Below are 16,751 nucleotides of genomic sequence, written 5' to 3' on the forward strand. Positions count from 1 at the left end.
TGTCGTGCACACCCGATGCCCCACGCCTACGGAGGGCCGACCATGTCCCACGCACTCCCCCGACCCGCCGACGACGGGGTGGTGTCCGCGGCGCCGCGGGCCAATGCCGTCGTAGCGGTCCTGGCCTTCGGCGGGATCGTGGTCTCGCTGATGCAGACCCTGGTGATCCCGATCGTCCCGGAGCTGCCGAAACTCCTGAACGCCCCGGCGTCCGACACCGCCTGGGCCGTCACCGCCACGCTGCTCGCCGCAGCCGTGGCCGTCCCGATGATGGGTCGGCTCGGCGACATGTACGGCAAGCGCCGCATGCTTCTGACCAGCCTGGTCCTGCTGATCGCCGGTTCGGTGACGGCAGCGCTCAGTGACTCGCTGGCGCCGATGATCGTCGGCCGGGTGCTGCAGGGCATGGCCGGTGGTGTGATCCCGCTCGGCATCAGCATCATGCGGGACGAACTGCCCGCCGAACGGCTCGGTTCGGCCACCGCCATGATGAGCGCCTCGCTCGGCGTCGGCGCGGCGCTCGGCCTGCCCGCGGCCGCGCTGATCGCGGACAACTTCGACTGGCACGTGCTGTTCTGGAGCTCGGCCGGGATGGGTGTCGTAGCACTGCTGCTCGTGCTGTTCGTGGTGCCCGAGTCGAAAGTGCGGACGGGCGGCCGGTTCGACGTCGTCGGCGGGATCGGGATGGCGGCGGGCCTGGTCTGCCTGCTCCTCGCCATCTCCAAGGGCGCCGACTGGGGCTGGGGCAGCGGGACGACGCTCGGCCTGTTCGGGGCGTCGGTCGTGGTCCTGCTGCTGTGGGGCTGGTACGAACTGCGTGCCGCGCAGCCGTTGGTCGACCTGCGCACGACCGCGCGCCGACAGGTCCTGGTCACCAACCTCGCCTCGATCGCCCTCGGCTTCGGCATGTTCGCGATGTCCCTGGTGCTTCCCCAGCTCTTGCAGTTGCCTGAGGCGACCGGCTACGGCCTGGGCAAGTCGCTCCTCACCGCCGGTCTGGTCATGGCCCCGTCCGGCCTGGTGATGATGGCGATCGCCCCGGTCTCCGCGGCCCTGTCCAGGGCGAGGGGCCCGAAGACGAGCCTGATGCTGGGCTCGCTGATCGTGGCCGCGGGTTACGCCCTGCAGATCGCGTTCATGTCGGAGGTCTGGCAGTTCGTCCTCGTCTCCTGCGTCATCGGTTCGGGCATCGGCTTCACGTACGGCGCGATGCCCGCGCTGATCATGGGCGCGGTGCCGCCGTCGCAGTCGGGCGCGGCGAACAGCCTGAACACGCTGATGCGTTCGATAGGTACGTCGACGGCGAGCGCCGTGGCCGGCGTGATCCTGTCCCAGATGACGACGAACCTCGGCTCGGTCGCCCTCCCCTCGGAGAACGGCTTCCGCACGGTCCTGGCGGTCGGCGGCGGCGCGGCACTGCTGGCGTTCGCGGTGGCGTCGTTCATTCCGCGGCATCGGGGGGCGAGGGCTGATGCGGCGATGGTCGGCGCCGGGGCCGATGGCGATGAAGTGCCGGCTGCGGAGGGGGTCGGGGCGGCGGTGGGCGCGAAGGTGCCTGGGGGGATTGCTTCGGGGGTGGCTGCCGGTGCGGAGGCCGGCGCTAGTGCCGGTGCCGGTATTGGCATCGGCACCGGTATCCCGGTGAGCGGGCGGGTCTTCGGCGCGGAACGCATCCCGGTGGCCGGTTCGGCGATCACTCTGATCTCGCTCGGCGGGAAGCAGCTGGGGCGGGCGGTCTCGCGGGCCGACGGTTCGTACGGCGTGGACGCGCCCGGCGCGGGTTCGTACGTCCTGATCGCCTCGGCCGACGGCTACCAACCGCAGGCCTCCACGCTCGTCGTCGCGGACACGCCGATGTCGTACGACGTCCTGCTGAGCGGCACGAGTGGGCTCGCGGGGCTGGTCAGGGGCGCGGACGGCGGGGCACCGGTCGCCGATGCGGTGGTCATCGTGACCGACGTGCGGGGCGAGGTGCTGGCCACGGCGCGGACCGACGTGCTGGGCGAGTTCCATGTCACCGACCTGGTGCCGGGCACCGTGACACTCGCCGTCAACTCCCCCAAGCACCGCCCGCTGGCCCTGCCCGTCGAGGTCGGCGGCACCGGCACCACGCGCATCGAGGTGGAACTCCGCCCCGGCGCCCACGTGCGAGGCACGGTACGCGGGTCGGGTGCCCCGCTCTCCGACGCCCGGGTGACGCTGGTGGACGCGGCGGGCAACGTGGTCGCGACGACCCGGACCGGCCTGGACGGCGCGTACGCCTTCTCCGACCTGGACAGCGGCGCGTACACGGTCATAGCGACGGGTTACCCGCCGCGGGCGGCGACGGTGTCGGTATCGGGCGGAGACGTCGACGAGCACGACATCGAACTGGCCCACAGCGGGGAGTAGTTCGCGAGGGCGGACAGCTTCGGCGCCAGGCAAGGACGGGCGCCACGGCGAGGACAGACGCCACGGCAAGGACAGGCGCGGTGCGAGACCGGGCCTGCGCGGACACCCTGAGCGGAGGGCGTCCGCGCGGGCCCACGCCTGCAATCACCGGCGCATACGAAGAGACCCCCTCCATATCGCGTCTCCGCGAAGTGGAGGGGGTCTTCCCCGAAGTGGCGGCGCCAGGATTCGAACCTGGGAAGGCTGAGTCGGCAGATTTACAGTGGGCTGGAGATCATGGCTCTGAGCTGCGCCTTCCGCTCTGATTCAGTGTCATGGCCCGTGGCTAGCCCGGATCTTGGTCCGTCAGGCCGCTTCTCCGTGTCCTCCCTGGGCATCATCTGGGCCCTCTTCCTTGGCGTGCCGGTCGCCGTCCGGGCCCTCGGCGGAGTCCTCGGAGGGCGGACCCACGCGGTCATCGATGTCGATGCGGACACGGTCAGGGGCGCTGCCGGAGTTGTGCGATGGAGCGCTCGCCTCCACGATCTTGGCGATGCGCTCGTGGAGGAGACCTGCGATCGCTCGGGTACCGAGGTCGGCGTCGGGGTCGTCCTGGACGTCACCGAGCCGGGTCAGGACGGCGACCAGGCTGGGACCTGAGACCTCGACGAGAACGGCATCCGAGGCGTCCTTCACCTCACCGGGGATGCAGAAGTGCCGGTCCCTGCTGGCGTGTTCGACGAGGAACGCCCAGGTGTCACGGTGAGCGTGGATAGTGGCTGCGGAGATGCCGGCCGCGGCCCGAAGAAGCCGGAGGCGCTCCTTGACGTCTTCGAGTTGCAGGACGTTCGCCTCCGGCTCGCCATCATCGCTGACGTCAGGCTCGGCGCTCTCGGTGGCGGGGCGCTCGTCGGAGCCAGGCAGGTCATCGGCAACAGGTTGTTCGGTTTGCTGCGCCGGCTGTGCGTTACGAGTGAGGTCACTGATGCCGCTTCGAATCGCGACGAGTTCGCCGCCGATCTGCGTGAGCGGGTCGCTGATGTTGTCGTTGGTCCGGGTGAGGCCCTCACGAATCACGGCCCGCACTTCGGTGAGTCCGGTGTTGATCGCCGCCGAGCTGTCCTGCCGGATCTGGTCGATCCCGTGCTGCTGGTCCGACATCTGCTGCCGTAATGCCGCGAGCTCGGTCAGCACCTGATGTTGCAGGTCCAGCTTCTCCAGGACCTGCGCCCTCAGGTCCCCTACCTCTCGCTTCAGGTCCAGAATCGCTTGATGTAACCCCTCGATACCAAAGATCTCTACCGCCCCCTCGTGTCGGTAACTGACCTGGTCAGGGTGCGGTCGGGTACATCCAGACAGCAAGGGCGCGATTCGGACAGTAGAGGGATGAACTACGACTGAGTTCGCCGCAGGGAGCCCTCGAACGCGCCCGGGGCCGATCTTGTTCGAAGCGGCCAGTGTTTCCTTACGGCATCAAGGCTCGCTGCGCTCGCTGGTCCGGCCTACGACGGCGCTTGCCGATCTTCGAGCCATAGGCTCCGCCCAGGCGTATCAACGGCCGCTCTGGCCCGCATACCACCGCCACCACGATCCGGCCTCAAGGATGGAAAAGATCAACAGCAGCTAGACCCCAACGCCCAAGTCTCGGGGGCCATCACGCACCCCTTTCCACCCGGTTGCCTACAGAAGTAGGTCGGATCCAACCGAGGGCCGCGCCAAGCGCGGCGGCGCCGGTCGGTCGCCGCCGCGCCGCCTCCATGTCTCCGCCACCGGCGCACGTCGCCGCCCGCCCGTCGCCGCACGCAGCGGCCAAAGTCCAACACGGGCACGGGGGGCGGATGTGATCCCCAACGGTGCAGGTCAAAGACGCTTTGTGTTACCGAAAGAGGCCGGATCGTGGTGGCGGCGGCATGCGGGCCGACGCTGCCAGATACGTAGGCGTTCGAACGGTTCGCTGATCCCGCACCAGGCCACCGGCCGGACGGCGGACGCGGCCATGTGAGGGGGAGAAACCCGCTGTGGCTGGGGCGGTCGGCTCCGCGACTTTAGCCAGCCACTTTGGCGCGAGCCTCGAAGATCATGGCCCCAACGTCGTGCTTTAACGGGCAGGTCAACAGACTGCCCGACGCGCCGGAAGCTTACGGGGCCATGATCACTCGCGCCAAAGCAGCTCCCGGCCAAAGTCGCTACACCGACCTGTCGAAAATAGCGAGACCGAGTTCACTCAGGCGCCCATTCCATATGGGTCCCGCTCTGGTGCGTTCGGGCTACCAAATGCTTCGCGGGAACCAACACGTCGTCGGGAAATGGAAACTCTGCCCAGGGGTTGTCAAACCGAAGAAGGGCTGGAACCTCTTGTGTCACTGGAAGCCATCCGCGCATGAGTACAAAAACGCAACTCAGTCGCCTGTTGCGCCCCTCAGGATGCGCCGCAGAAATCGAGAAGACGCCGTTCCGCCTACGCACCGGGGTTGCAACGCCAGGATTCGTCAAGCTTATGGCTATTGCATCATCACCATACAGGGCATTAATGACGTCTTCGGTGTCGCACAATGTGTCCCGCACGCTTATCATGATGGCGAAAGGTTTTTCACGATGCTCGTACCTACTGCCGGCCTTTTGACTCACGGCAGAGCGCAACCTGCGATCCGACGCCACGAACTTCGTCACTATAGGACCGGCCACCACGATGGGCTCCCGCTCAGTGGGTGACGTTACTCGGCGCCGTGGGACAAACGTGAATTCAATCTCGACTTCAGGAGTCGAATATATGACACACGGATAGTCACTTTGCGCCAGTCCAGGGGCCGGATCTGCAAGATTGCCGATCTCTTCGCGTAGCCACCTTGTAAGATTTTTTAGGCTGGGTTGGCGTTTCCAGTCGTTGATCTCCGGCAACACATACCATTTATCTGGGCGAACTCTACTGTCAATCCCCCTCACCAGCGCATCATTTCTTGAGATTTCGGAACTGAATTCCTTTTCCATGAAGAGCGTCAGTAGCTCCACGCCAGCAATGTAGTCTGACCTTCGGTAAAGCCGAAAGTCTGGACTGTGATCATCTTCCTCGTATCTGACCTGGCAGGTTCTTGATAGAAGGTCATGGGCATAGAGCTCATCCACGGCCTGCAGTACTCCTATATCATCCTCACCCTGAAGACGACTCAGAACCATCGAGTCACGATCACCGAATGTGGAGTACCAGTGATTGATTCTGCGCCTAGCATCATTCGCCTCGGGGGCGCCTGAGGTGCGAAACCATTGGGCCCAGCCGCCGAATGGTCCATCACTCGGCTCTTCGGGGGCAGGGAATACCTGACGTGAGCTCATCCTCCAAGACTATTGGGTCTCAGCTCCCCAGGTGCAAGGCATTTCCATATTGATCATGAGGCGCAGGGCCCGACGACAGTGTGGCGCCGCGCTCGCCCCATCGGCTGGACGCTTCACACGTAGTCCCGGGCAGGGCTCAGCGGTGACCGACTGCCTCATGGGAGCGCTCCCGGATCTCGATTGGGAATTTGACGTATCGCCGGAGTGCGACCCACATCTACCTGATCCTCAATCAAGCTGACCAAACGAACAAAAGCGACGGGAATCTCGTCCTCATCGTATTTCAATGCGGTTTGGACTTCAATCAGACAACCTCGAAGCTCAATGTCATTAACGCTCCCAGCCTGACGGATCAGATGCTCCACGTCTGACAATATTCCGCCGACATCCTCGTCAAGGTACGGAAACTGAGCATATCCCCTAGCCATAGAAGCCATGAGTTCACGAAACGGATTTGCACTAAGCATGACCTCTTCTGCGCGCCAAGATTGGTCATCCCGCCAGTGCATGAACCGAATAATCCTCCTTGGCAATGATCCTAACCATTTTCCCACTTGACGGCGGACCGCCAATACGTCGGCAGTTAGCAGTGTCTTATTCTGCGTGAACTCTGCAACCGCCGTTCCGGAGAGCACGGTAAATCCAACGCTCAGCGCCTCCGTTATGCTTAGATTGAAAACGATATCGCTGGTAATGCCAGTTACCAAACCCGCGACAACGGCCCGAGTCCAGAGCCGCCAGTTTGCATGCTTCTTCCGAATTTCCAAGTCTGGAGTAGAAGGGAGCAGTGCGCGCGTCATCTCCCAACGGGCCTGATTCCATCCTGGATTACCGTGAGGCTCCCCGAGAAGGCCAAGTATTTCCGTGGCGACGGCTACCGCAAAAATGTTAGCTCGCCGCTCAACGCGCGGGTATCCGGCGTGGTCAAGGGCAAATTGACCTTCATCACTTCTCGCTGCGCTTTCTACCCATTCTTGCAGCCTTGTAAAGAAGGTCTCTTCACTCTTCCCCGAATAGTCGGGAAATCTGACACCTCGCGTTACCTTTTCGCGACCCCACCTTGTCGCTTTATTGGATATTTCATTCAACGACTCGATCTCAATACTCGTTTGATCTAGTACGTCACAGAACTTTCTCGCACCCTCGATTACATGTGCATTGGCTAGCGGTTCATCTGCTATACCGCTTCTCAGAGCCCTGGTAACGGCCTCTCGCCTTAAATACTCAAGCCACCCCCTCTGATTCAGGATGATCCGCACGGCATGGAACGTGCGATAGATCTTCCCGACCTCCCGAAGTTCGTTCATGCTCGCCCCCCCAAGTCGAGATCGACAAAGGTACCGCTCAGCTCCTTGGGTCTAGAAGACGTGGGACGGATCTGTCACCCGATCGGTGGACTAGCCCGTGCCCTCCATAGACTGCTTCACGCCGCCTGGCCGGATCCGCGCACTTGCTGACGCTTCATGTACGTGTCACACAGTTGATAACGGGATGTCTCAGGGAGGGGGACTCTGCATGCCTGTGCTGGGCGGCACCAGCGGTGAGCCGTCGGATTGGGCCGTGGAGCGTTTCGGGCGGCATGCCGGCAGGCTCGTCATAGCGATCCCGGAGCAACTCGCCAGGGCTCATGCGCGGGCTCATGCCGTGCACCTCACCGCGAGGCTGAAGAAGCGCAGCCCTTACGGCGTCACCCTGGCCGAGGCCGTGCGCGAGAACCTCGCGGATACGGCTCGCGAGTTGGAGGAAGCCGTGCGGGACGTGCGCGGGTACGAGTACGCCGTCATCAACGACCACGCGCTCTTCCCCTTCAAGTACGCCGACCGGCCCAGGCCTCTCGAACGTGCTCGGCTGGCGGCCAACGCCTCCCCCACTCGCCGTCGGATGCTCCTGAGCCACGGGCCGGAGCCACAAGACGGGCTCTTCCCGCTTGACGACGAGCTGACGACAGAAGAGTACGAGGAGCTGCACGAGACCTTCGAGGCCTTGGGCGCCTCCACGAAGCTCGTGTGTCTGTTCTTCACGGCCGACCCAGAGAACGGCATACATGCCATCCACTGGGGAGACGCCCACCTCGAACCTGACCGCACCTTCACCTGGCTCCACAGTGAACAGCTCCGAGTGGCGGCCCAACCGCTTGAGTGAGCAGTCCCCGCGCTGGGCCGTCCCCGGGCCGTGCGAGGTAACCCGACGCCGACCGACAACGACAGAAGCCCACGGCATCTGAACTGGTCAGAGCCGTGGGCTTCTTCAGCGTCGCTGGTCAGCGAGACTCGTGATCAGTAGACCGGCTACTGATTACCCGCGGCTGCACTTGACTCGCAGTGAGACTCCGCCGACCGCGATGCCAAGATCTGGGTTCAGGAGGCGAGGAAGGCTGCGATCTGTGCTAGGAGCCCGATGGCAACGAGGAACCAACCGAGCACCTGTTCGTGTAGGCCTTCGAGGGCATCACGCTTCGCCTCTTCGTCGAGCGCCGAGATCTGCGCTCCGAGGTCCGAAGCAACTTGTTGATCTCCCTTATCTCGGACCTGCTCCTCCTGCCTCAGGTCATGTTGCACGTCCTGAGCCAACTTGTAGACGCGGTTCAGCCGACGCTCAACCTCTGCCGTGAAGGCCGCCGGCTCCTGCGTCACATCTGGCAAGGGCCCGAACTGAACGAGGCCATGGGCATTCATCGCGGCCTCCACGGACAGAGCTGTGCCGAGGGTGGCCGTGATGGTTGGAGCTGGCCGTCGAAGTGCGCGGCGAACGGCACGGGTAAGACCGGATCGCCAGCGAGTAACCATCGCAACCTGAGTCGCGAACACGCGCCTGAAGAACGGATCATCAGGGGCAGCGACGCTCTTGAACGTTCGGCGAAAGCCGTCGGCAGCATTGAGCAGCCCTAGAGCCGAGGACACAACGCTGATCAAGTTGAAGGTCGTTTCAGCGGACACGGGATCATCATGATGTTGGGTAGCAGGTCAAGTCACGCGGTCAGGGTGCCCAGACACACCGAACCCTGGGCCGTCCGACGCCCCCCGAGGCCACTCAACGACGACCGACAGTGACAGCCGAGCCGCAGCCGCCAGCCGTAAATCAGGCCCCGACGCTGCAGCACCGCAGATCAGCCTCGGAAGAAGCGGCAGATACCCTCAGCTTCCCAAGCTCATGCCCCTGATTAGCGACGCGTAGGGCGACCTGTGTGGGCACCGCCGGACCCTCGCGGTGAGCGCATGGAAGTGCCGTGAGCGCACTGCGAGTACACGTGCCCAGGGAGGGGTAGGCCCTCAAACCGGCCGTCACAGAGGACAAGCCGGAGATCAGCAAGGACCACGGGCGCGTAGGAGGAGGTGCTGGTTGAGCTCACCACGCAGCAGATCGTCTTTGAGCTCTCAAACCGCCAAGCAGGCCGAGGAGGCGATCGCCCGCTCCCTCGCCAAGGCGCCGGCGGGACAGCGGCGTCTTGCTGACGGACGTGATACCCAGGCCACGCTGGTCGGCATGGTTCGTGAGTGGTGTGAGATCAACGGGGGCAGGTTCGAGATCGGAGCCGCCGGTAGCAAGTGGGTTCAACTGTCCGACGACTCCATGGCGATGGGCGACTTCCGCCCCTTGGGTCTCAGTACTGATCTGTGCGCGGTCAGCGATCACGCGGCGGCACGGACACTTGCAGCTGGCTACCGCAAGGCGGTCTTCGGCAGTGCGCCGCCCGTGAGTTATTGGTGCACCACGGCCATTCGAGATGACGTCATACCGATCATGCTGGCCGTCCTGGACCGTGAACTCACCGGGAGCGCGGCGTGCTTGGACTGGTATCTGCAGACTTCGTGCACGCCCAGGCTGTGCCTGCACCACCCAGACGACGACAGCACACCGTTCTGCGGCTCAGCCAGCTGTGCACTGGCGGCACCAAACTCGCCGTGCGATTGCGTATGCGGGGGCGTCAATCACGGGATGGGTGAGGAGGTGTTGAAAGCGCCGCTGCCGGATACACCGGATTGGCCATCCGCCCCGGCGCCCGTCTGGCGACCAGGATCCGGCAGCGTGGAGATCGACCGCACCCATCGGTATATCGCCGGCAGAAGCCCCTACAGCCGGCACGGCACGCGCTTCCGCCCACCCTCCGTTGCATGGACAGCCTCAGATGCGCCGGAGACCGGAAGGGGCTGAAGGAGCGCCCATGGTGGAGAAGGATGCGGCGATCCGTATCGTGGCGCAATTCGCCGACCATGTGCATTGGGTGCGGGAGTGGCCGGACAAGCCGACCTGGCGCGACCGACTCCGCCGTTGGGCGTCCCCCGAGTCCTACCTCTTCGACCCGTCTGCTACCCCGCCGAAACCCTGGGTCGACCGGCCCGCCGGCCGCTATGAACGGGAAGGTTGGCGTATCCGAGCGGCCTACTATAGATCCGACCTGGCTTTCCAAGTCGAGTACGTGGTGTGCGATGAATGCAAGATCGGCTGGGTGGAAGCGCCCTACTCCTATGAGGGGTATAAGCGCTGTGGCCTCGCCTCAGCCGCTCTCCGATCTCTGCGCCGTGCGTATCCAGGCGTCCAGTGGCACACGGCAGGTGGGCACTTCCGGGAGTCCAAGCCCTTCTGGGCTGCCGTCAGCGTGCACGTTCCTGGTGGATACATCCAGCGGGCACGGTGTCATCACGTGGAACCGTGGCGAGCGCGGTGACCTGCGTCGGCAAGCCGCGGCATCCACCGGGTCGATCTCCAGCCCGGTCCGGCGGAGGCACTCCGCGACACCGGCCAGGTCGAAGACCCCACCGACCGGGCGCACGCGCCCGTAGGCCGCAACTCCCGCATGTCCTACGGCAGATAGAGGGCATGCTGATTCGTACGTCCGCGTAGGTCCCGACTCAGCGAGGTCCCATGACAGCCACGGTGCCAGACGGCAAGGTCTGCAGCCGGTGTGGAGCACGGTTAAGCCGCGCGAACTATGGGGTCATGTGCGGGCCTTGCGATCGCGCGATGCGGGAGACGCCTCCGCCGGCGGCATCCAAACCGACGCAGTGGCTGTACGAAGCCGAGGAACGGCACGCACCGCCAGACGGTTCGAACCTGCAGGGGGCGCTGCGGGCATACCGATACACGCACAAGCTGACGCAGCAGGACCTGGCCGACCTGCTCGGGTACGACCAGTCGTACGTGTCGCTGTTGGAGCGTGGGAAGCGGTCGATTCGGGACGTGGATGAACTGCGGCGGATTGCAGGCACCTTGGGGCTCCCCGAAGACGAGTTGGGTCTCCTTCCGGCGGCTATGTCCGGCCGTGACGAGCACGCGCTGCGTCCGGCGGGAGCCGACGCATCGCCCTACGAAGCCGTAGAGGATCAGCGTCGATGGCGGTTGGTGCGCCGCGAGTTGAACCGGCGTCGCAGTGAGCTCACTGCCGCCGCAGCCAGTCTCTATCCGGAGTTCGAGCGTGTGGGGAACAGCCCAGCCCTGACGCGGCCAGGCTGGATGGCGCCCGCGCCGTTCGACCTCGCGGCCGTAGAGCTGTCGTGGCTCAACCAGGTGCCGTCACCGGCCCTGGTCGGTTCGGAGCCGGAAGCCGAAGGTGTCCGGCCTCTCTCCGCCCGCGGCGGCCGATACGACCGTTACTCGCAGGCCATCCGCGCCGTGGACAAGCCGTCGCTCTTCGAGAACCGGCCCAGTTTCCGCCTCATGGACACCGCGTGGGCTGACGCCGACGCTCGGATGGCTTTCGGGTACACGACCTACTTCGACATGGTCGACGTCTGCGAGGGCGTGGCCCATGAGCTGGCCGGCGCATGGCTCGCCGCGGGCAGCGATCCAGCGTGGTTGCAGTCACCACGCTGGGAGGATCTCCCCTTCCGGTCCCTCGTCGGGGACCCGTTCGACCTTGCCCGTCGGCCTCTGCTGCCCTCCATCGACACGCTGACCATCCGGCGCGATCGTGCGGGCGACGCCTCGTTCGTCCTGCACCACCGGTCGGCCGTGAACGTGGCGCTCGCCGGCGGGATCTACCACATCATGCCCGCCGGGGTGTTCCAACCGTCGTCCGTCATGCCCTGGGACCAGTCCAACGACTTCGACCTATGGCGGAACATGCTGCGTGAGTACGCAGAGGAGTTCCTCGGCATGCCGGAGGCCGACGGAAGCAGCGGTGAGCCGATCGACTACGACGGCACCGAGCCCTTCAAGTCGCTCAGCGAGGCTCGACGGGCGGGCAAGCTTCAGGCCTTCACGTTCGGGATCGGGCTCGATCCGCTGACGCTCGCCGGCGAGATCCTGGCCGTCGTCGTGATCGACGCCGACGTGTACGACCGCGTCTTCCACACCATGGTCAGCCAGAACACCGAGGGCGCCGTCGTTTCCGCGAGTGCCGCCGACGTCGCCGCGGGCATCCCGTTCACCGAGGCCAACGTGCGGCGGCTGCTCGACTCCGAGCCTCTGGCCCCGGCCGCCGCCGCATGCCTCGATCTGGCGTGGCAGCATCGGAAGCTGATACTCCCCGGCTGAGGAGGACCCTTGCGCGTACTGGTGACGGGTGCGTACGGCTTCGTGGGCAACGCGGTCGTACGACGGCTCGCCGACGCCGGCCACGACGTGGTCGCGATGACCCATCGTCCCGTCGGCGCATCACTGCCGACCGCTCCCGTCGTCGAAGCCGTGCACGCAGACCTGCTCCATCCCGAGCAGTTGCGCCAGGCCGTCCGAGGCATCGATGCCGTGTGCCACCTGGCGGCACTCACCCGCGTCCGCGAATCCTTCGAGCGGCCCGACGAGTACGAGGCCGTCAACTTGGGTGGCACGGAGGCGCTCGTGGAGGCGTGCCTGGCGGAGGGCGCCAGCGCAGGCCGGCCGCTCCGGATCGTGCAGGCCTCGACCGCGGCCGTCTACGGCGTACCTGAGCGACAGCCCATCGATGAACAGACCCCGCCGCGGCCGACGTCGCCGTATGGCCGGACCAAGCTGGCCGCGGACGAGGCCTTGATCGGGCAAGCAGCCAGCGGGGCGGTCGGCGCCGTGGTCCTGCGGGCGTTCAACATCTCCGGCTCCGTCGCCGGCGTGGGGGACCCGGATCTCACCCGGATCATCCCGAAGGCCGTCGCGGTCGCGGCAGGGCAGGCACTGCACGTGGACATCAACGGCGACGGCTCTGCCGTACGAGACTTCGTCCATGTCGACGACCTGGCCCGCGCCTACGTGCTGGGCCTCCAGGCCTGCGAGCCCGGGACGCACGCGGTCTACAACGTCGGCGCCACCGGGGCGAGCGTCAGCGACATCGTCGCCGTGACCGAGCGAGTCACTGGCCGGCCCATCTCCGTCGTACACCACCCACCCAAGGACGAGCCGCCAACGCTGTTGGCCGACACCGCGCTGGTCCGGCGAGAACTCGGCTGGAAGCCTGAGCGATCGTCGCTGGACGAGATCATCGCCGACGCTTGGACGGCCGTCAGCGCGCCGCGAAGCTGAGGTCGATCAACTGCTGGCCAGGCCGGCTCGAAGCGGCTGCGGCAGTTGCTCGCCCGCCGCGCGCCAGGCCGCCAGGGCGTCTCGCGCCTTGGCCGTGTCCACTGGAAGCCCTTCTGCGATCTCCTGGACGACTTCAGCCAGGCCATGAGCTGCGTCGACCAGCGGCGGGGCCCACGGCGGGGGCGTGATGACGGGCGGGTACTGAGCGAAGACCGCCTTGCCCTGGTGGCCCAGGACCAGGCCCTCGGACCGCAGCACGCTGATGCCGTTCTTCACCACCGTGCTGGAGACGCCGAATTCCTTCATGAGCTCCGCCGCCGACGGCAGGGGCGCGCCGTTCGGGATCTTGCCGCTCTCGATGCGTCCCCGCAGGGTGTCGGCAAGCTGCAGGTACGCCGGCTTGCCCCGGAACTCGGTCATGCACCACACCTTCGCCTAGGCCGTCGCACCTAGTGCATCACACTGCGGCCCAATCCCATCCCGACTCAATCTCGCGAGACCTGTTGCCAGACTTTGTGCACTAGGTGCACCATGATGGAAGTCGGGTGAGAACCCTGCGAGACAACGGCCGTATGACAGGCCGTCATTGGCCTTGTCCGCAGGACAAGTTCCAACCTGGTGAGACAGAACGGCCCCGGCAGATACGGGCTGAGACGTGTTGGCCCACGTCTCTTCCCCTGCCGAGGCCGATGCATCGATTCCCGGTTAGAGGAGTAGAACGATGCTCGACGAGCGTACCGTCGCGTCGACGGTCGTATCCCGGCAGGAAGAGCCGGTTTCGTTTTCCCCGTCCCAGGCACTTCGGCGGCTTGCCGATTTCCTGGACGGCGTCCCCGGGCTTCCGGACGTGTACATCACGGTGTCCGACAACCAGCGCGTGGGACTGCAGATGACCATGCACGGTGCCGAGCCGCAGGAGCGGTCGCTGGCCGTGGCGCGGGTGGCTCAGGCCCTGGGCGTCGAGACGCGGCTGCAGCCGTGTGCGGGTGGTCAGTTCGACTTCGAGGCGCGCGGCACGGCCTTCGGCCTGGCTATGCACGTCTACGCGCCGTACGTCGGCTCCCAGGCCGAATCCACCGCCCCGGGCGTCGAGGGGCATGCGTGATGGCCTCGGTTCCGTTCTACGACGCGCGCCCGGTGTGCGCGAAGTCGCCGTGCCCGCGTTGCCGTCGTCCCGTGTTCGTCTCGCGCTGCCACGCGGCGCGTGAGGAGTGCGGTCACTGCGGCTTCGCGTGGTCGCCGGCGTCCCGGACCGAGCGGGCGGGGGTGCGCTGATGGGCACCTATCTGCGTGGCGTCCACGGCCGGCGGCGGCCGCATCTGCAGCTGGCCGCCTCGCCGGGGGACCGGCTCAGCCTGGACCTGCCCGACCTGGGCGGTGCGGCGTGCCTGGGTGAGGACCCGGAGGTGTTCTTCTCCGAGGCCGACACGAAGATGGCGTACGCGAAGTCGGTGTGCGAGCGGTGCCCGGTGCAAGTCGCCTGCCTGGCACGGGCGTTGGACCGGCGCGAGGAGCACGGGGTGTTCGGCGGTCTGACGGCCGGCGAGCGCCGTACTCTGCGCCGGCGGCAGCGGAGGGGAGCGGCAGCATGAACGACTCCCACCTCCCCGTCCCGTCACAGGCCCGACAGCAGCCGTACGTGCTGACTGATGCGTTCGGCCGTACGTACCTGTCGTCGGCCCCGCTCCCGGCGGTGCTGCCTGGGCAGGCGCCCAACGCCCTGTCCCCGTCGTGTGGTTGCTCGCATGCTCCGGCCGCGCCTTCCCGGACGGCTGGCATGTCGCCCGGCGCCCTGATCGCGGGCGGTGCGGTCGCCGCCGTGGTCCTGGGCGCGGTCCTGGTGGCGCTGCTGCTGTCGGTCGCGGTCGTCGCGGCCTCGGTCGCCGTGGTGGCCGTCTCGCTCGCGGTATGCGCGATGGTGCTGCGGTCGATGACCCGTGACAGCGCGCGCTCGCGGCGCGGCCCGCGCGGCTTCTGACCTCCCTTCTCCCCCTCAACTTCCCTTCTCCATCCGGCTGTCCGGTGCGTCCGGCCTGGCCCGGTGCTGCCTGAACGCGCCCGACAGCCACCCGATTCACGGAGGTTTCCCACCTCATGTCCACCCCTACGCTTCCGCGCCGCCCGCGGCCCACGCTCGCCTCGGTGACCGCCGCCAACGTGCAGTTGCGGCGCCAGCTGGCCGCGCTGTGGCGCGACCACGACGAGCTCCTGGCCGCCGCCCGCACCGCCGTGAGCGCGTTCTACGACGGCGCGCCGCTGCCGCTGGCCGTCTTGATCGACACCCTCGACCGGCTGGGTGCCGCGCCGGAGTACGCCCCGCAGCTGACCGAGGCCGCGCTGGCCGCCGTGGACGGCCAGGCGCCGGCGCTGTCCGGGAGGCGGATCGCATGAGCTCCCGGACCCGTTGCCGCGCCTGCGGCTGGCACCCCGCCTACCGCAGCCAGCTCGCCGGCCGCCGCGCCGCCCGCGCCCACGTCTGCCACCCCAGGTACGCCCGGAGGACCGTGCGATGACCGAGCCCACCACTGCCACCACCGCTGCCGATTCCCGGCTGCGCCGTCTGCTGCGGCTGGCCGTCGACTCCCGCAGGGCCGTCGAGCTGGAGTGGGAGCGCGAGAAGCGCGAGCGCATCGACGCCCAGCGCCGGACGGCTGCACGCGTCGCCGACGACGAGACCTACGCGGCTTTCCCCGACACGCTCGCCCAGGTAGTCGAGAGCGAGGCGTGGGTCGGCTACCCCGCGCTCTACGTCGACGGCTTCGAGGACCAGTGGGCGATCGCGCCGTGCGCGGTGACCTACCTGGACGAAGGTGTCTGGCTGCATCACACCTCCACGCCCGGGCCGGACGGTTACCCGGAGCATCGCTGGACGCTGATCGCGCCGTGCGTCTGCGGCGACTTCCGCGAGGTGCCGGTCGGTGATGACTACGTCCTGGCGCGCGAGTTGGAACACCTGGACGCGCACCGCGACGTCTGCTTCGGCCTGTGCACGCCCAGCGATCTGCCGCCGGCCGCGGCCCGGCTCGACGAACTGCTCCCCGGGCAGCAAGGGGCCGCGTGATGGACGCCTCGCCGCTGCCGACCAGCGTCACCTTCCCGGAAGTGCCGGTCATCCGCCGCCGCGCCTACCTCGCCGTCTGCGTCGGCACCCCGGGCGTCCTGGGCTGTCGCTGGCACGTCTGGCACGCGAACGGCACCTACGCCGGCTACTGCACCGACCCCGGCCTGATCGACCTGACGATCGCCACCTACGAGCGCCGCACCGGCCGATAGCCGCCCGTACCGCCCGGCGCGGTCGAGCCCGCATCCCGCGCCGGGCGGGCCCCCAGCCCCACCAACTCCCCTGCCTCGACAGCCCTGTTGAAGGAGCTCTCTCGTGTCCGCCCCCATCCTGCTCGCCGCCCCGGCCGCAGCCCCCGCGGTGACCATCTCGGTCCTGCTCCTGCTGCTCCTGGTCGCCGGGATGCTCTGCCACCTCACCGAGCACCGCTGGTCGACGCTGGTCCTGGGCGTCCTGATCGGCCTGTACCTGACCGGCGACTTCGCCGACGGCGTCAAGGGCGCCGTGTCCCAGACCGTCATCGCCATCGCCTCCGGCCTCTCCGGCTCCCTGGGGTGAG

At 66.8% G+C, this 16,751-nt stretch carries 18 protein-coding genes; 13 read left to right on the forward strand and 5 right to left on the reverse strand.

Translation table 11 applies throughout. The features are described 5' to 3' along the window. Positions 1–42 precede the first annotated feature (42 nt). Positions 43–2,391, forward strand: a complete 2,349-nt coding sequence (locus MQP27_RS34685) for an MFS transporter (RefSeq protein WP_242772601.1) — start codon at positions 43–45, stop codon at positions 2,389–2,391. 345 nt (positions 2,392–2,736) lie between these two features. On the opposite strand, the gene MQP27_RS34690 is transcribed toward MQP27_RS34685, so the two are convergent. The 3 genes from MQP27_RS34690 to MQP27_RS34700 all read right to left on the reverse strand — a co-directional run bounded on the left by MQP27_RS34690 (position 2,737) and on the right by MQP27_RS34700 (position 7,007). Continuing rightward, positions 2,737–3,732: a hypothetical protein gene (locus tag MQP27_RS34690; protein WP_242772604.1), complete on the reverse strand. Its 996-nt coding sequence runs from the start codon at positions 3,730–3,732 to the stop codon at positions 2,737–2,739. A gap of 858 nt (positions 3,733–4,590) precedes the next feature. Continuing rightward, entirely contained in the window at positions 4,591–5,544 is a 954-nt protein-coding gene (locus tag MQP27_RS34695; RefSeq protein WP_242772607.1) for a hypothetical protein, read from the reverse strand. Between the two features lie 311 nt (positions 5,545–5,855). After that, on the reverse strand, positions 5,856–7,007 hold the full coding sequence (locus MQP27_RS34700) for a hypothetical protein (protein WP_242772609.1): 1,152 nt from the start codon (positions 7,005–7,007) through the stop codon (positions 5,856–5,858). Positions 7,008–7,215: 208 nt separating this feature from the next. Here MQP27_RS34700 and MQP27_RS34705 point away from each other — a divergent pair, with 208 nt between their 5' ends. Next, positions 7,216–7,842, forward strand: coding sequence for a hypothetical protein (locus MQP27_RS34705; protein WP_242772611.1), 627 nt, complete (start codon positions 7,216–7,218; stop codon positions 7,840–7,842). 215 nt (positions 7,843–8,057) lie between these two features. On the opposite strand, the gene MQP27_RS34710 is transcribed toward MQP27_RS34705, so the two are convergent. After that, positions 8,058–8,636: a BAR domain-containing protein gene (locus MQP27_RS34710; protein ID WP_242772613.1), complete on the reverse strand. Its 579-nt coding sequence runs from the start codon at positions 8,634–8,636 to the stop codon at positions 8,058–8,060. A gap of 403 nt (positions 8,637–9,039) precedes the next feature. On the opposite strand from MQP27_RS34710, the gene MQP27_RS34715 reads away from it, so the two are divergent. The 3 genes from MQP27_RS34715 to MQP27_RS34725 all read left to right on the forward strand — a co-directional run bounded on the left by MQP27_RS34715 (position 9,040) and on the right by MQP27_RS34725 (position 13,131). Beyond that, a complete protein-coding gene (locus MQP27_RS34715) occupies positions 9,040–9,852 on the forward strand; it encodes a hypothetical protein (protein WP_242772615.1) in 813 nt (270 codons plus the stop codon). An 810-nt stretch (positions 9,853–10,662) separates the two neighbouring features. Further along, entirely contained in the window at positions 10,663–12,174 is a 1,512-nt protein-coding gene (locus MQP27_RS34720) for a helix-turn-helix domain-containing protein (RefSeq protein ID WP_242772617.1), read from the forward strand. Between the two features lie 9 nt (positions 12,175–12,183). Beyond that, on the forward strand, positions 12,184–13,131 hold the full coding sequence (locus MQP27_RS34725; RefSeq protein ID WP_242772619.1) for an NAD-dependent epimerase/dehydratase family protein: 948 nt from the start codon (positions 12,184–12,186) through the stop codon (positions 13,129–13,131). Positions 13,132–13,137: 6 nt separating this feature from the next. On the opposite strand, the gene MQP27_RS34730 is transcribed toward MQP27_RS34725, so the two are convergent. Continuing rightward, the gene (locus MQP27_RS34730; protein WP_242772621.1) at positions 13,138–13,551 is read right to left on the reverse strand and encodes a winged helix-turn-helix domain-containing protein; all 414 of its coding nucleotides are present in this window, start codon (positions 13,549–13,551) and stop codon (positions 13,138–13,140) included. Positions 13,552–13,852: 301 nt separating this feature from the next. On the opposite strand from MQP27_RS34730, the gene MQP27_RS34735 reads away from it, so the two are divergent. The 8 genes from MQP27_RS34735 to MQP27_RS34765 all read left to right on the forward strand — a co-directional run bounded on the left by MQP27_RS34735 (position 13,853) and on the right by MQP27_RS34765 (position 16,750). Next, positions 13,853–14,236 (forward strand): hypothetical protein, encoded by a 384-nt coding sequence (locus MQP27_RS34735; RefSeq protein WP_242772624.1) that lies wholly within the window; start codon positions 13,853–13,855, stop codon positions 14,234–14,236. A gap of 169 nt (positions 14,237–14,405) precedes the next feature. Then, complete coding sequence (locus MQP27_RS51120) at positions 14,406–14,723, forward strand: WhiB family transcriptional regulator (RefSeq protein WP_278196878.1); 318 nt, start codon at positions 14,406–14,408, stop codon at positions 14,721–14,723. Continuing rightward, positions 14,720–15,109 carry a DUF6251 family protein gene (locus MQP27_RS34745; protein ID WP_242772627.1) on the forward strand — a complete coding sequence of 130 codons (390 nt, stop codon included), beginning with the start codon at positions 14,720–14,722 and terminating at the stop codon, positions 15,107–15,109. Before MQP27_RS51120 ends, MQP27_RS34745 begins: the two co-directional genes overlap by 4 nt. A gap of 116 nt (positions 15,110–15,225) precedes the next feature. Beyond that, the gene (locus MQP27_RS34750; protein ID WP_242772630.1) at positions 15,226–15,522 is read left to right on the forward strand and encodes a hypothetical protein; all 297 of its coding nucleotides are present in this window, start codon (positions 15,226–15,228) and stop codon (positions 15,520–15,522) included. Next, positions 15,519–15,644 carry a hypothetical protein gene (locus tag MQP27_RS51125; RefSeq protein ID WP_278196879.1) on the forward strand — a complete coding sequence of 42 codons (126 nt, stop codon included), beginning with the start codon at positions 15,519–15,521 and terminating at the stop codon, positions 15,642–15,644. Before MQP27_RS34750 ends, MQP27_RS51125 begins: the two co-directional genes overlap by 4 nt. Further along, positions 15,641–16,192 carry a hypothetical protein gene (locus MQP27_RS34755; protein WP_242772633.1) on the forward strand — a complete coding sequence of 184 codons (552 nt, stop codon included), beginning with the start codon at positions 15,641–15,643 and terminating at the stop codon, positions 16,190–16,192. The genes MQP27_RS51125 and MQP27_RS34755 overlap by 4 nt, the downstream gene beginning before the upstream one ends. After that, on the forward strand, positions 16,192–16,404 hold the full coding sequence (locus MQP27_RS34760; RefSeq protein WP_242772636.1) for a hypothetical protein: 213 nt from the start codon (positions 16,192–16,194) through the stop codon (positions 16,402–16,404). Before MQP27_RS34755 ends, MQP27_RS34760 begins: the two co-directional genes overlap by 1 nt. 103 nt (positions 16,405–16,507) lie before the next feature. Beyond that, on the forward strand, positions 16,508–16,750 hold the full coding sequence (locus MQP27_RS34765; RefSeq protein ID WP_242772639.1) for a hypothetical protein: 243 nt from the start codon (positions 16,508–16,510) through the stop codon (positions 16,748–16,750). The last annotated feature ends 1 nt before the right edge of the window (position 16,751 follow it).

This window comes from Streptomyces cylindrosporus (assembly GCF_022698165.1).
Classification (GTDB): Bacteria; Actinomycetota; Actinomycetes; order Streptomycetales; family Streptomycetaceae; genus Streptomyces; species Streptomyces cylindrosporus.